Annotated in this window: 13 protein-coding genes; 6 read left to right on the top strand and 7 right to left on the bottom strand. The window is 68.1% G+C overall.

Annotated features, from left to right (window positions below):
• Position 1: 1 nt before the first annotated feature.
• Positions 2-922: an MHFG family PEP-CTERM protein gene (locus ASC95_RS12225; protein WP_057297964.1), complete on the top strand. Its 921-nt coding sequence runs from the start codon at positions 2-4 to the stop codon at positions 920-922.
• 104 nt (positions 923-1,026) lie between these two features.
• Here the strand turns inward: ASC95_RS12225 and ASC95_RS12220 are convergent, their stop codons facing one another.
• On the bottom strand, positions 1,027-2,202 hold the full coding sequence (locus tag ASC95_RS12220; protein ID WP_057297963.1) for a hypothetical protein: 1,176 nt from the start codon (positions 2,200-2,202) through the stop codon (positions 1,027-1,029).
• Positions 2,203-2,319: 117 nt separating this feature from the next.
• On the opposite strand from ASC95_RS12220, the gene ASC95_RS12215 reads away from it, so the two are divergent.
• Positions 2,320-3,888 (top strand): FAD-dependent oxidoreductase, encoded by a 1,569-nt coding sequence (locus ASC95_RS12215; RefSeq protein ID WP_057297962.1) that lies wholly within the window; start codon positions 2,320-2,322, stop codon positions 3,886-3,888.
• A gap of 56 nt (positions 3,889-3,944) precedes the next feature.
• Here the strand turns inward: ASC95_RS12215 and ASC95_RS12210 are convergent, their stop codons facing one another.
• From ASC95_RS12210 to ASC95_RS12185, 6 genes are all read right to left on the bottom strand, one after another.
• The gene (locus tag ASC95_RS12210) at positions 3,945-4,427 is read right to left on the bottom strand and encodes a hypothetical protein (protein ID WP_057297961.1); all 483 of its coding nucleotides are present in this window, start codon (positions 4,425-4,427) and stop codon (positions 3,945-3,947) included.
• Positions 4,428-4,516: 89 nt separating this feature from the next.
• Positions 4,517-5,569 (bottom strand): 2-oxoacid:ferredoxin oxidoreductase subunit beta, encoded by a 1,053-nt coding sequence (locus ASC95_RS12205; protein WP_057297960.1) that lies wholly within the window; start codon positions 5,567-5,569, stop codon positions 4,517-4,519.
• On the bottom strand, positions 5,566-7,401 hold the full coding sequence (locus ASC95_RS12200) for a 2-oxoacid:acceptor oxidoreductase subunit alpha (RefSeq protein WP_057297959.1): 1,836 nt from the start codon (positions 7,399-7,401) through the stop codon (positions 5,566-5,568). The genes ASC95_RS12205 and ASC95_RS12200 overlap by 4 nt, the downstream gene beginning before the upstream one ends.
• Positions 7,402-7,471: 70 nt before the next feature.
• Positions 7,472-7,888 (bottom strand): GxxExxY protein, encoded by a 417-nt coding sequence (locus tag ASC95_RS12195; RefSeq protein ID WP_057297958.1) that lies wholly within the window; start codon positions 7,886-7,888, stop codon positions 7,472-7,474.
• Positions 7,888-9,663, bottom strand: coding sequence for an FAD-dependent oxidoreductase (locus ASC95_RS12190; protein WP_057297957.1), 1,776 nt, complete (start codon positions 9,661-9,663; stop codon positions 7,888-7,890). Before ASC95_RS12190 ends, ASC95_RS12195 begins: the two co-directional genes overlap by 1 nt.
• A 108-nt stretch (positions 9,664-9,771) precedes the next feature.
• Entirely contained in the window at positions 9,772-10,476 is a 705-nt protein-coding gene (locus tag ASC95_RS12185; RefSeq protein WP_057297956.1) for a phosphatase PAP2 family protein, read from the bottom strand.
• A 130-nt stretch (positions 10,477-10,606) separates the two neighbouring features.
• Here ASC95_RS12185 and ASC95_RS12180 point away from each other — a divergent pair, with 130 nt between their 5' ends.
• The 4 genes from ASC95_RS12180 (at position 10,607) to ASC95_RS12165 (ending at position 13,769) form a co-directional block, all read left to right on the top strand.
• A complete protein-coding gene (locus tag ASC95_RS12180) occupies positions 10,607-11,593 on the top strand; it encodes an SIS domain-containing protein (protein ID WP_057297955.1) in 987 nt (328 codons plus the stop codon).
• Positions 11,594-11,761: 168 nt separating this feature from the next.
• Positions 11,762-12,343, top strand: coding sequence for an HAD family hydrolase (locus ASC95_RS12175; RefSeq protein ID WP_057298356.1), 582 nt, complete (start codon positions 11,762-11,764; stop codon positions 12,341-12,343).
• Positions 12,340-12,999, top strand: a complete 660-nt coding sequence (gene lptC / locus ASC95_RS12170; RefSeq protein ID WP_082567726.1) for an LPS export ABC transporter periplasmic protein LptC — start codon at positions 12,340-12,342, stop codon at positions 12,997-12,999. The genes ASC95_RS12175 and lptC overlap by 4 nt, the downstream gene beginning before the upstream one ends.
• Positions 12,996-13,769: an SDR family oxidoreductase gene (locus ASC95_RS12165; RefSeq protein WP_057297954.1), complete on the top strand. Its 774-nt coding sequence runs from the start codon at positions 12,996-12,998 to the stop codon at positions 13,767-13,769. Before lptC ends, ASC95_RS12165 begins: the two co-directional genes overlap by 4 nt.
• Positions 13,770-13,968 lie beyond the last annotated feature (199 nt).

Below are 13,968 nucleotides of genomic sequence, written 5' to 3'. Positions count from 1 at the left end.
CGTGCCCAAGCTCATCAGCCTCTTCCTTGCCGCTGCCCTTGCCGGGCTCACCGTGACGGCGCAGGCGCGTGGCAACGCCAGTTGCGAGTGGAAGACGCCGGCGGGTGACCCCTTCGTCGGTGACGTGCCCGGCGCGGTCGACAGCTACACCGACATCCCTGTGCGCACCCGCGAGCGCCTGAAGGTGCGCATGAAGGCGTTCGCGTATGACGACATCGTCTCCATACGCCGCGACGCCATCGAAGGCAACCACCGCTACGAGCCCGCGCTGCTGGACATGCACTTCGGCCAGCGGCGCATCTGCGGCAAGGTGACGCGCAACTCCTGGCACCCCGACCACGTGGAGCGCGCCCTGACCTATTGCGAAGACGGGCAGTGCATCGTCGTGCCCCTGATTTGCCGCAATGTGAGCCGCATCATTCGCCGGCCGGCCGTCCAGACAGGAGGCACACCCGCAGAGCCCCTGGCTTTCGAACCGCCGGCGGCCGGCCCGGCGATGTGGCCGGTCGTGCCGCCTGCCGACAACCCGACCGCCCACACCTTGCAGGCGCCGCCAACCGCCAGCCGCATGCCACCGGCCGCGGACCTGCCGCCGGGATCCACGCCCTTGCAGCCGAACCCGCTGCCGCCAGCCGCGGACGTGCCGGCACCAGACAGCCCGCCCCTGCCGCCACCGCCGGAGCTGCCTCCCGTCGTCACTCCGCCCCCCGAACAGCAGCAGCCGCCACCCGTACCCGAGCCGCCGCCGCTGCAGCCCAACTGGCCCATGCCCGGCATCCCGCCCCTGCCACCGGCGCCGCCCGTGCCGGAGCCGGCCACCGTGCTGCTCTGGGCCGCCGGGCTGGCGGCACTGGCTGCATGGCAGCGCCGTCGCGCGGCGACAGAAGCCGGCCCAGGGCGCCCCTGCTCCCCATCGCCGTAGCCACTGTCGACTGCCCCCAACCAGTTGAGCTGCCGGGGGCGAGCGAGTGGCCGCAAAGTTGTTGCTTTCCCGGGGTCACTGCCGCGCCCAGAGCGCGGCCGATCCTAGCGAGTGGGCGTTGCCACCGAGGCCTTGAGAAGGCCTTCGATCATCGCCTCCGAATAGAACTCGCCGCTGCCCTCGCTGCGCACCATCATGGCCTGCCACAGCGGCACCGGCGCCATCGCATAGCCCTTGAAACGCTTGAAGCCGCAGGCGTAGAAACCGCGATAGACCGTCACATCGCCCTGGAGCTGGTCGCATTCCTTGAGCAGCTTCTGCGCATACTGCTCGCTCTCCTCTGCAGTAAAGATGCCGGTCGAACGCAGAGCCTCGAGCATGAGGGCCTCCGCGCCGCCTTCATGAACCCACGGCTCGCTCTCACCGACACCGCCACGCGCCAGGTTGACCTGCCACACATGCGCCATCTCATGCGCCACCAGGGCGGCGACATAGCTGCGCTTCTTGGGGTGGTCCTCGACCAGGCCGCGCCCTTCGAAGCGGTAGGCAATGCCGCCGCCGACGGCACCGCCCTTGATGCTGATGCCGCCGGCCGGGCCGTCGAGGCCCACCACGGCGACGGAGACCAGGGGCGTTCCGATCAATTTGCGCTGCAAGGCCTGTTCATAGAACTGTGACACCTTGGTTGTCGTGTCCTGCAGCACGTCGCGCAGCCAGGCCGGCGCCTGCGGGTCGATGATGACGTCGACATTCCCCATGCGAGCCGGCTTGCTCGGCCCGAAATAGGCATAACCCTCCAGCTCGGTGCCAGGCTTGATCGGCGCTACCGTCGCTTCACCCGGCAGGCCCTGCAGGCGCAGCACGGTCTCCATGGTCCGCGTGCGCTCGCCTTGGCTCAGCGTGCCGCACAGGAAGCCGAGATAGAGGTTCCAGCCGCCATCGGAGAAGCGATTGATGGGGGCATATTGCGCGCCCTCGTTGAACTCGTCGTAGGCGCCGATCTCGACGCTGAGCCGAGCGAAAGGCTTGGCACTGCGCAGGCTTTCGTTGTCGCCCTGCGCAACCAGCACCACCCCTGGCGTCTGGACCCGCCAGGCTTGCTTGCGGTAGCTACGGATGGGTGCGCCCAGCTCGATGGCTGTGACGGGCTCGGAGAAGACGTAGTCGGCCCGCCATTTGTCCGCGGCGATGTGGGTCAGCGTCAGCTCGGTGCGCAATCGCGCTGGCGCAGCGGCGTTGGCCATGCCCACCAGCGCCACGAGCAGCAGGCCCGCACACATCGAAATCCATGAGAACCGCATTGAGGGCCTTGGCAGCGAAAGGGGCCGCGATGGTAGCCGCCGTGTTCGCCTCCGATATGCTTCCGCCCCAGTTGTACATACAAGTGGAGCAAACCCATGACGACCTATGACATCGTCATCGCCGGCGGCGGCGTGTCGGGCCTGTATTGCGCGCTGCGCCTGGCCGATGCGGGCCACCGCATCCTCGTGCTGGAGGCCGCGGCCGACCGCTGGGGTGGGCGCATCGAGACCGAGGACATGGATGGTTTCATCGCCGAGTACGGGCCGATGCGCTTCGAGCCGACGCTGCAGCCGCGCTTTGCAGCGCTGTGCGCCGAGCTCGACGTGGGCCTGCTGGACTTCTCGGGCCCTTCGTCCGATCAGGTCTCGACCGATGACACCGACCTGCCCGAGGCCGAGCGCGGCCTGAACTCGCTGCAGCTGCTCAAGCGCGGCGTCATGCTCATCATGGGCCGCGCGCCGGATGACCAGGCCTGGATCGACGCACTGACCGAAGCCGACTACATGCGGCTGCGCAAGCACGCCCAGCTGCACGGCCAGCCGCTGTGGGACATGGGCTTCTGGAACGCGCTGTCGGCGCAGGGCATCCTGAGCCACCGGGCGCTCGTCAAGCTACGCGACACCGGGACCTTCTATCACATGATCCCGGAGAATTTGAATGCGGCCGAGTGGATCATCTGGTGGCTGCGCGCGCTCAAGACCGTGGGCCAGCAGCTCGCCAGCATCGAGGGCGGTTCGGCCAGGTTGACCGAGGGGCTGCTGACGCGCTTGCGCGGCCATGCCAATGTGACGCTGGCCGGTGGCCACAAGCTGATGGGCGTGCGCCCCGTGGAGCTGGGCAAGCCGACGCTGGCCCTGGACGTGGCGACGCAAAACGGCGCACTCACGCTGCGCGCCGAGCGGCTCATCCTCGCGCTGCCGCGGCTGCCGCTGCTCAAGCTGACGCGCCACCTGCCCGAACACATCGCCTCGCAGCTGGACTGCGTCAATGGCTTCCCGATGCTGAAGGTCTTCTTCGTCTGCAACACGCCGTGGTGGAGCTATGGCCAGGCGCCGCAGCAGTACGCCAATTGCATGCCGACACGGGAGATCCACTACTTCCGCCGCCCACCTTCAGGCGACGCCGACGGCCACGGCATGGTGCTGCTCTACATGGACCGCCCGTCCACCGAGTTCTGGCGCCACTACGTCATCGACGGCGACCGCCATGACCGCGCCGAGGTGGACCAGAACGCGCGCATCGTCGATGCCTTCACCCTGTTCGTGGCCCGCGACGTGAAGCGGGCGGCGGATGCGAATGCCGAGTCGGCCTTGAAGTTGACCGACAACGCGCGGCGCATCTTTGGCGACCTGAGCCTGGCCGAGACCAGCCAGTACATCCGCAACAGCATCATCACCTACGGCATTCGCGACTGGGCTCGCGCGCCCTACGGCGCGGCCAACCACGGCTGGCAGCCAGGCGTGCGCTCGTGGAAGGTCATGGACGCCTTCAAGGCCTTCGACTTCGGCAGCGGCGCACGCAACTTGCACATCGTCGGCGAGGCCTATTCGGACTACCAGGGCTTCATCGAAGGGGCGCTGAACAGCGCCGAGCTGGCGCTGGCGACCATACCAGCGCGGCCCGTCGACGAGGCCGCTCAGGAGCCCAGTCTGGGCCTGTCCTGATACCCGTTCGGAGTCGATCCGCTCCGGGTGGAAGCCAGCTGGACCGCTTTGGCGACTCAGGCCGGCTTGGCCGTGCAGGCCTTGGCGGTCGAAAGCCCGCGCAGATAGCCGCGCCTCACGCCGCCAGCCGTGATGGCCGCGCTGACCTGGTGCGCGTAGCGCTCGGCGCCGCTGAGCTTGCGCACCCAGCCGCGGAAAGGGATGACGCCTTCGGCCGTGCGCTGCAGCGCACCGGTGGCGGCGTCGCCGCCCCGGTCCAGCAGACCGGGGTTGCCGCTGGTGTGGGGCGCATCCAGATCGGGGCCGAGGACTTCGTCCAGCGCACGGATGCCGGCAGCCAGGCCACCGCAGCTCGTGTCGACCGGCATTGCATAGGGTGCAGCCGCCGCGGCCCTCAGCACGTCGGGGATCTCGGCGCGCACGACGTTGAGGTCGGACAACGGCGTGGTCGCGGCGGTGCCGACCTTGTCCTGGCTGGAGCTGGCGCAGGCGGTCAGGACGAGGACCGCGGCGAGGAGTGTGAGATGGTGTGGGCGCATGGCCCGCGCATCATCTCAGAGGCGCTCGGCCGTCCGAAACCTCTGAGAGCCCCCGTGGGGAGCCGCGAGCAACGCTCGCGTGGGAGCCGTCATCTCAGCCCGGCGTTGATTTTTGCCAAAGCCGCAGCGCCCGGGCAAAGTGCTTTTTCACCCAGCGTGTTCAAAGGGCCAGCGGCCGTGCGCTGGGCCGCATGCCAGTCCTTGGCCGCAGGGTCGACGTAGAGCAGGCCGGTGGCGATCTCGCCGGCCGCAGCGCGCAGTTGCATCGCGCTCATCGCCCCCAGGCGGTCTGTCGGGTCGTAGTCGGACGCCATCTTGCGCAGCCTCAGCGTGCTGCCATCGGCCTGCGGCACGTCGATGACGTCGGGCGAGTTCTGCACAACCTGCTCCTCGGCCAGGTCGATGAAGTCGATGCGGTTCAGCGCCTCGTTGTGGTCGCGGACATGGTCATAGCTGCGCGTCGAGCCGGCGTGATTGTTGAAGGCGACGCAAGGGCTGATGACGTCGATGAAGGCCGCCCCGCCATGGCGCATGGCGCCTTCGATGAGGGGCACGAGCTGGGTCTTGTCGCCCGAGAAGCTGCGCGCGACAAAGCTGGCGCCGAGCTGCAGCGCGAGGGCCGCGAGGTCGATGGCGGTGTCGTTGTTGGTGGCGCCCTTCTTGGCGACCGAGCCCTTGTCGGCCGTGGCGCTGAACTGGCCCTTGGTGAGGCCATAGACGCCATTGTTCTCGACGATGTAGACCATGCGCACGCCGCGCCGCATCGCATGTGCGAACTGGCCCAGGCCGATGGAGGCCGAATCGCCGTCGCCCGAGACGCCGAGATACAGCAGCTCGCGGTTGGCCAGGTAGGCGCCGGTCAGCACGCTGGGCATGCGGCCATGCACGGTGTTGAAGCCGTGGCTGGCGCCGAGGAAGTAGTCGGGCGTCTTGCTGGAGCAGCCGATGCCGCTGAGCTTGGCGACGCGGTGCGGCTCGATGTCGAGTTGCCAGCAGGCTTGCACGATGGCGCTGGAGATGGAGTCGTGGCCGCAACCGGCACACAGCGTCGAGACCTTGCCTTCGTAGTCGCGGCGCGTGTAGCCGACCGCGTTCTTGGTCAGGCTGGGATGGTGCAGCCTGGGCTTGGCGAGATAGGTCATGCGGCGCTCCTGGGCGCCGTGGCGAGCGCATGGACGTGGCGCGTGATCGCGTCGATGATGAAGCGCGCCGTGATCGGCGTGCCGTCGTAGTGCAGCACCGGCGTGAGGTGGGCCGGCGCCACCTCCAGCTCGTTGACCAGCATGCGGCGCATCTGCGCGTCGCGGTTCTGCTCGACGACGAAGACGGCGCCATGCGCGGCGATGAACTCGGCCACCGACGGCGGGAAGGGGTAGGCACGCAATCGCATTGCGTCGATGTGGATGCCGGCCTCGGCCAGCGTCACCAGCGCCTCATCCATGGCCGGCGACGTGGAGCCGAAATAGAGAACACCGACGCTGGTCTTCTGCGCGGCGGCACGCACCAGCGGCTGAGGCGCCAGCAACGCGGCGGTGGCGAACTTGGCGCGCAGCCGCTCGACGTTGCGGATGTAGTCGTCACCGCGCTCGGAGTAGAGGGCCTGCTCGTTCCTCGTCGTGCCGCGCGTGAAGTAGGCACCCTTGCTCGCATGCGTGCCCGGCAGGGTGCGCCAGGGAATGCCGTCGCCGTCGACGTCCTTGTAGCGGGCAAACTCCTTGCCGGCTTCGAGCTGCTCGGCCGTCATGACCTTGCCGCGGTCGTAGCGGCGCTCGTCGTTCCACTCGAGCGGCGCGCACAGGCGCTGGTTCATGCCGATGTCGAGGTCGCTCATCAGGAAGACGGGCGTTTGCAGCCGCTCGGCCAGGTCCAGCGCGTCGGCGGCGAACTCGAAGCATTCGCGCGGGTCCTCGGGCAGCAGCAGCACGTGTTGCGTGTCCCCATGCGAGGCATAGGCGCTGGATAGCAGGTCGGCCTGCTGGGTGCGCGTGGGCATGCCGGTGCTGGGGCCACCGCGTTGCACGTCGATGACAACAAACGGGATCTCGGCGAAATAGGCCAGTCCCAGGAACTCGGTCATCAGCGACACGCCGGGGCCCGAGGTGCAGGTGAAGGCGCGCGCGCCGTTCCAGCCGGCGCCGGTGATGATGCCGATGGATGCGATCTCGTCTTCGGCCTGCACGATGGCGTAGCGTTTCTCCCCGGTCTCGGGGTCGGTGCGGAACTTGGCCGCGTATTTCTCGAAGGCTTCGGCGACCGAGGACGACGGCGTGATCGGGTACCAGGCGCAAACGGTGGCGCCGCCGTAGACGCAGCCCAGGGCTGTCGCCGCATTGCCCTCAATGAAGATCTTGTCGCCGACCGCATCGGCCGTCTTGACCTTGAGCCCGAAAGGTTGCACCGACAGATGGTCGCGCGCGAACTCGCGGCCCGCGTGCAGGGCGCGCACATTGGAGTCCAGCAGCCTCTCCTTGCCCTTGTACTGCTCCGCAAACAGCTTCTCGATGACAGCGGCTTCGATGCCCATCAGCTCGCTCAAGGCGCCGAGCACGAGGATGTTCTTGAACAGCGTGCGTTCGCGCGGCACGTCGTAGGTCGCGTTGCAGATGGCCGTGGCCGGCATGCCGATGACGTGGATGTCGGGCCGGAAGGCGCTGGCCGGCATGGGCTTGGTGCTGTCGTAGAACAGATAGCCGCCAGGCTGGATCTCGGCCAGGTCCTGGGCCCAGGTCTGCGGGTTCATGGCCACCATCAGGTCCACGCCGCCGCGCCGGCCCAGCCAGCCGGCCTCGCAGACGCGCACCTCGTACCAGGTCGGCAGGCCCTGGATATTGCTCGGGAAGATGTTGCGCGGGCTGACCGGCACGCCCATGCGCAGGATGGCGCGCGCAAACAGCTCGTTGGCCGAAGCCGAGCCAGAGCCGTTGACGTTGGCGAACTTGACGACAAAGTCGTTGACGGCTTCGATGCGGCTCATGAGCAGCCTTTCGATAGAAGAAATGCAACCACAGAGGCACAGAGGCACGGAGGAATGCAGACGGTCTGGCTCATAGGGCGAGGCGCTTGATACCGTGCCGAAGCTGGCTAGTGTTGAAGTTGATCAGCAGTCCCGCGCGCAGCTTCATCAAGCGCAGATAGGTCAAGGCTTGAGCAGAGTGAACTGGCTCCAGTGAAGAGACTGCCTTGAGTTCAACCAGCAACTGCCCTTCAACAAGGAGATCGATGCGGTATTTCGCGCCCAAATCGACGCCCTTGTAAACCACGGGCACCTCCACTTGGCGGGCCGCAGACAGGCCGAGCAATTGCAACTCATGGAGCATGGCAAGTTCGTAGACGCCTTCGAGCAGGCCCGGTCCCAGTTCCCGATGCACCGCAATCGCTGCCCCGATGACGCGCTCGCTCAAGTCAAACCTCTGTGCCTCTGTGCCTCTGTGGTTGCATTTCTCCACTTCGAGCGCATCCATCAGGCCACCTTGCGAGGTGACGTATCACGGCAAGCCGCACCCGCCTTCGCCGTGACGAGCAGGAACTTCTGCATGTCCCAGGCCCCGGTGGGACAGCGCTCGGCGCACAGGCCGCAGTGCAGGCAGACGTCCTCGTCCTTGGCCATCACGCGGCCAGTCTTGAGACCGCCCTCGACATAGACGTCCTGCATCAGGTTCAGCGCCGGTGCCTTGAGCCGCTCGCGCAGGTCATCGCCGTTGTCGGTGAAGGTGATGCAGTCCATCGGGCAGATGTCCACGCAGGCGTCGCACTCGATGCAGAGCTTGGGCGCGAACACCGTCTGCACGTCGCAGTTCAGGCAGCGCTGGGCCTCCTTGAAGGCCGTGGCGGCGTCGAAGCCCAGTTCCACCTCGACCTTGATGCTGGCCAGCGCGATGTTGGCAGCCGTCCAGGGCACCTTGCTGCGCAAGTCGTTGGTGATCGCGTTGTCGTAACTCCACTCGTGAATGCCCATCTTCTGGGACACCAGGTTGACATGCGGCGGCGGGCGCTGCGTGACCGGCTCGCCGTGCAGCAGACGGTCGATGCTGACGGCCGCCTCATGGCCGTGGGCTACCGCCGTGATGATGTTCTTGGGGCCGAAGGCCGCGTCGCCACCGAAGAAGACATGAAGCAGCGAAGACTGGAAGGTCTGCGCGTTCAGCACCGGCAGGCCATGCTCGTCGAAGGCGATGCCCGAGTCACGCTCGATCCACGGGAAGCTGTTCTCCTGGCCGACGGCGATCAGCACCTCGTCGCAGGGCAGCACGACCTCCTCACCGGTCTGTGCCTTCTTGAAGCGCATGCCGGTCAACTTGCCGCCGACATGCTCGAAGGCCAGCGGCACATGGAAATCGAGAATGGGAATGCCCTCGTGCTCGGCGTCTTCCTTCTCCCACGGCGAGGCCTTCATCTGCGCATAGCCGCTGCGCACGGTTACCGTGACCGACGAGGCGCCTAGGCGCCGTGCCGAGCGGCAGCAGTCCATGGCCGTGTTGCCGCCACCGAGCACGATGACGCGGGGCGCGACGCTCGTCACGTGGCCGAAGCTGACGCTGGCCAGCCAGTCGATGCCGATATGGATCTGCTCGGCGGCCTCCTGGCGGCCCGGCAGCGGCAGGTCACGGCCGCGCGGGGCGCCACAGCCGACAAAGACGGCGTCGAAACCCTCCCCCAGCAGCGCCTTCATCGAATCGATGCGCTGACCAGCGCGCCACTCGACGCCCAGGCCGAGGATGTAGCCGCACTCCTCGTCGATGACGCGCTCCGGCAGCCTGAAGCGCGGGATCTGCGTGCGGATGAAGCCGCCGGGCTTGGCTTCCCCGTCGAAGACAGTGACCGCGTAGCCCTCCAAGGCCAGGTCACGCGCCACCGCCAGCGACGCCGGCCCAGCGCCGACGCAGGCCACGCGCTTGTTCTTGCGCGCGGCGGGCTTGGGGATCATGGCGCGGAACCCGTCGCTCTTGTTGTCCGCCGCCACGCGCTTCAAGCGGCAGATCGCCACCGGCTCCGGCTTGGCCGCCTGTTTTTCTTCGACGCGACCACGCCGGCAGGCGGGTTCGCAGGGGCGGTCGCAGGTACGCCCCAGCACGCCTGGGAACACGTTGCTGACCCAGTTGACCCAATACGCCTCGTCATGCCGCCCCTGCGCGATGAGGCGGATGTATTCAGGCACCGGCGTGTGCGCCGGGCAGGCCCATTGGCAATCGACGACCTTGTGGAAATAGGCCGGGTCCGAGATGTCGGTCCGCTGCACGGTGTCTCCTCCGTGGTGCTGCGGCGAGTCTAGGACGCCCGTTCCTTCATCGACTCTGTGGAAACCCTTTGCAAGGTGGGGATGGCGGCCCCGGCCGGGTGGGCGGACTCAGGCCACGCCGGCGCGCTTGAAGCGCCACGACCGGACCTGCGCGGCGGCCACGGTGACCGCCCAGCAGATCCAGCCCGTCCACATCGTGTGGCTGGGGTAATGCGCACCGCGCAGCATCTGCCCTACGCCATAGACGATGCCCAGCAGCACGCAGGCCAGCACCCAGGCGCGCGCAGCCCGCGGGTAGGCCTGCGCCAGCGCCCAGCCGCCGCAGAGATAGGCGAAAGCCGCGCTCGCATGGCCGGAAGGGAAGCAGTGCCCGCCACCGCCGTCATGCGCACCCAGCACCCAGTGGGAGATGTAATGGGCCACGCCGCCAAACTCGGCCAGATCCCAGGGGCAGCTCGTCAGGCTGAAGCGCTTCATCAGCGAGATGACCCCCAGGCAAATCAGGGTCGTCACCAGCCACCAGCGTCTCTCGCGCTGGCTCAGCGCGGGCAGCAGCCGGGGCACCAGATTGAGCAGCACGATGAAGCCCATGGCCACGTAGGAAACCAGGCGACCGCCCTCATGGATCAGCACCCGCGTGACCCAGGCGTCGCGCAAGGCGAAACCACGGGCGTCGCCACCCAGGTGCACAGCCCACAGGTCGAGGTGGCTCAGGTCCCAGGCCAGCAACGCCAGCAGCGCCAACGTGAGCGGCACGGCACCAGCCGGAAGGGCGGAGGCGCGCGCAGGGCGGTCGAGCAGCTCGGTATGCATGACCTGGCATTGTCTTGGCGTCCCAGGCACCTGGCTTGCTGCTGGCTGACCCGTACAGACCCGAATAGCGCGCCTGGCGGCCGGAAGTCACGGCGGTTACGCCGCGCAAGCGCTTGTCTACACTGGCCTCATGAGTTCTCCCGTCTTTGCCGCCGAGCGCGCCGTGCGCATCGGCCGTCAGGCGCTCGAGGTCGAGGCCCGTGCCCTCGCCGAGCTGGCGCCCCGCCTGGGCGACGCCTTCGCGGGCGCCGTGCAGCTGATGCTGGCCTGCCGCGGCCGCGTGGCCGTCATGGGTATGGGCAAGAGCGGCCATGTGGGCCGCAAGATCGCCGCGACGCTGGCCTCCACCGGCACGCCCGCCCTCTTCGTCCACCCCGCCGAGGCCGCCCATGGCGACCTCGGCATGGTCACCAGCAGTGACGTCGTGCTGGCCCTCTCCAATTCCGGCGAGAGCGACGAACTCAACGCCATCCTGCCCGTGCTCAAGCGCCTGGGCATTCCCATCGTCGCCATGACGGGGCGGCCGCAGTCCAGCCTGGCCGCCCATGCCGACATCGTGCTCGACAGCGCGGTCACCGAGGAGGCCTGCCCGCTGCAGCTCGCGCCCACGGCCAGCACCACGGCCCAGATGGCGCTGGGCGACGCCCTCGCCGTGGCCCTGCTGGACACCCGCGGCTTCAAGGCGGAGGACTTCGCCCGCTCCCACCCCGGCGGCACGCTGGGCCGCAAGCTGCTGACGCATGTGCGCGACCTGATGCGCAGTGGCGACGCCCTGCCCCGCGTGGCAGCCGACACCGGCTTCACCGACCTGATGCGCGAGATGAGCGCCAAGGCCCTTGGCATGGCCGTGATCGTCGACAGCGACGATCACGTCCTCGGCATCTTTACGGACGGCGACCTGCGCCGCCTCGTCGAGCAGGGCCGCGACCTGCGTGCGCTGACCGCCGCCGAGGTGGCGCATGCCAGGCCGCGCACCGTCGGCGCCGAAGCCCTTGCCGTGGACGCGGCCGACCTGATGGAAGCCGCGCGCATCACCGTCGTACTGGTCGTTGATGCCGACCAGCGCCTGCTCGGCGCCATCAGCATCAACGATCTCATGCGCGCCAAGGTGATTTGAAGTGACGACAGCCCCTCGCCCAGTCTTGCTCCGGCTGAACGCCGGCAAGCCCGGTCGGTCCCCCGTGGGGACGGCGATGCTTGCCGGCTCGACAAGCAAGCACATCGCCCGACGGGCCGGCTCGGGAGCGGCCCAGCGCTCGGCCCGTGAGTGCAAACTGAAATGACCATGCGCGCAAACCTGAAGTTCCCCCCCGAGCTCCTCGTCAAGGCGCAAGGCCGCGGCCTGGCGATCAAGCTGGCCATCTTCGACGTCGACGGCGTGCTGACCGACGGCCGCATCTACATCGGCGAGCATGGCGAAGAGTTCAAGGCCTTCAACACGCTGGACGGCCATGGCCTGAAATCGCTGCAACAGGTGGGCATCACGCCGGTCATCGTCACGGGCCGCGACAGCCTGGCCGTGCGACGCCGCGTCGCCGACCTGGACCTGCAGCATGCCGTCTACGGCGCACGCGACAAGCTCGCCGCCGCCGAGCCGCTGCTCAGTGCCCTCGGCGCCAGCTGGGACGAAGTCGCCGTCATGGGCGACGACTGGCCGGACCTGCCGCTGATGGTGCGTGCCGGCTTCGCCTGCGCGCCCCCAGGGGCGCATGCCGAGGTGCTGGCCATTGCTCACCACGTCACTCGCGCCGCGGGCGGCCACGGCGCCGCGCGCGAGTATTGCGACGTGCTGCTGATGGCGGCCGGCCATTACGAACGCCTTCTCAATGCCCACCACGACACGCTGGATGGAGGCAAGAGTTCGTGACCCCAGTGGCACTGCCCATTCCCGCGCCGCGTCGTCAGAAGCCCCGGCCCTGGCTGTGGCGGCTGCAAAGCCTGCTGTCCAACTACCTGCCGCTGCTGCTGATGGCCGCGCTGGCCAGCGCAACCTGGTGGCTGGTGAAGAACACGCCGCTGATTGACGCCCCTGGCGAGGTGGCGCCACCACGCCATCTGCCCGACTACCGCATGGCCAATTTCGAGATCCAGCGCATCGGCGCCGATGGGCGGCTGCATGTGCAGATCGCCGGGGCGGAACTGCGCCACTACCCGGACACCGACACCGTCGAGATCGACGAGGTCCGCGTGCGTGCCATCGGGCCGGACGGCAGCCTGGCCGTCGCCGACGCCAAGCGCGCCCTCAGCAATGGCGACGGCAGCGACATGCAACTCCTCGGCAACGTCCACCTGCGCCGCCTGCCACCCGGCGCCGGCGAGAACGCGCCGGCCCAGCTCGAGGTGCGCGGCGAGTTCCTTCAGGCCCTGTCCAACAGCGAGATCCTGCGCTCGCACCTGCCAGTCACCATCCGCCAGGGCAGCTCGACGCTGCACGCGCAGAACTTCGAGTACCGCCACCTGACCGGCCAGGTCCATTTCACGGGCAAGGCGCAGGGGCAAATCATGTCCAAGGCCCCGAGATGAGCGAGCTCGTCTTCATCACCGGCGCGTCCAGCGGCATCGGCCAGGCCCTGGCCCTGCGCTACTACCGCGACGGCGCACGCCTCGCACTGGTCGCGCGCCGCACCGCCGAGGTCGAACGCTGGGCGGCCGAGCAGAAGCTCGACGCGGCCCGCTTCAAGGTCTATGGCGCGGACGTGGCTGACCTGGACGCCATGGCCCGCATCGGTCGCGAGTGCATCACCGCGCAAGGCCTGCCGGATGCGGTCATTGCGAACGCCGGCATCAGCATCGGCATGGACACGGCTCATTTCGACGACCTCGAGGTGATGCGCCGCACCTTCGAGACCAACAACGTCGGCCTGGCCGCCACCTTCCACCCCTTCGTCGCGGCAATGAACGAGCGCCGCTCGGGCACGTTGGTCGGCGTGGCCAGCGTCGCGGCCATCCGCGGCCTGCCGGGGCATGGTGCCTACAGCGCCAGCAAGTCCGCCGTCGTCGCCTACTGCGAAAGCCTGCGCGGCGAATGCCGCCCCTTCGGCGTGAGCGTCGTCACCCTGCTGCCGGGCTATATCGACACGCCGCTGACGCGCGGCAACCGCTACAGCATGCCCTTCCTTATGCAGGTTGACGACTTCGCCGACCAGGCCGTGCGCGCCATTCGCGCCCAGGTCAGCTACCGCGTCATTCCGTGGCAGATGGGTGTGCTGGCCAAGCTGCTGCGAATATTGCCCAACTGGCTCTACGACCGGGCACTGGGCAGCCGGCCGCGCAAGAAGCGGGCGAGCGAATAGGGCTGTTCACGGCCTGCGCGCCGTGGCTACACTGCGCGCCTTCGACCCGAGAGCTGCCGTTGCAGCCGAGGAGGACATCATGGCCAAGGTGCTTCACCCCTGCTAAGCCCGCGCGCTGAACATCGTTTCAGCGCCGCCCGCTCGCTGCTGCACGTCCACCGCTGACGTCGCCAGCCCATTGATTCCTGCGGCCCCGTTC

It is taken from the genome of Pelomonas sp. Root1217, assembly GCF_001425705.1.
GTDB lineage: Bacteria > Pseudomonadota > Gammaproteobacteria > Burkholderiales > Burkholderiaceae_C > Pelomonas.
The sequence above is the reverse complement of the archived record's forward strand: the minus strand, read 5'-3'. Positions and strand labels throughout refer to the sequence as shown.

Excerpts from the sequence above, each read along its gene's own strand:
- ASC95_RS12220 (WP_057297963.1), bottom strand. The coding sequence starts at position 2,202 with ATGTGTGCGGGCCTGCTGCTCGTGGCGCTGGTGGGCATGGCCAACGCC.
- ASC95_RS12215 (WP_057297962.1), top strand. The coding sequence starts at position 2,320 with ATGACGACCTATGACATCGTCATCGCCGGCGGCGGCGTGTCGGGCCTG.
- ASC95_RS12210 (WP_057297961.1), bottom strand. The coding sequence starts at position 4,427 with ATGCGCCCACACCATCTCACACTCCTCGCCGCGGTCCTCGTCCTGACC.
- ASC95_RS12205 (WP_057297960.1), bottom strand. The coding sequence starts at position 5,569 with ATGACCTATCTCGCCAAGCCCAGGCTGCACCATCCCAGCCTGACCAAG.
- ASC95_RS12200 (WP_057297959.1), bottom strand. The coding sequence starts at position 7,401 with ATGAGCCGCATCGAAGCCGTCAACGACTTTGTCGTCAAGTTCGCCAAC.
- ASC95_RS12195 (WP_057297958.1), bottom strand. The coding sequence starts at position 7,888 with ATGGATGCGCTCGAAGTGGAGAAATGCAACCACAGAGGCACAGAGGCA.
- ASC95_RS12185 (WP_057297956.1), bottom strand. The coding sequence starts at position 10,476 with ATGCATACCGAGCTGCTCGACCGCCCTGCGCGCGCCTCCGCCCTTCCG.
- ASC95_RS12180 (WP_057297955.1), top strand. The coding sequence starts at position 10,607 with ATGAGTTCTCCCGTCTTTGCCGCCGAGCGCGCCGTGCGCATCGGCCGT.
- ASC95_RS12175 (WP_057298356.1), top strand. The coding sequence starts at position 11,762 with ATGCGCGCAAACCTGAAGTTCCCCCCCGAGCTCCTCGTCAAGGCGCAA.
- ASC95_RS12165 (WP_057297954.1), top strand. The coding sequence starts at position 12,996 with ATGAGCGAGCTCGTCTTCATCACCGGCGCGTCCAGCGGCATCGGCCAG.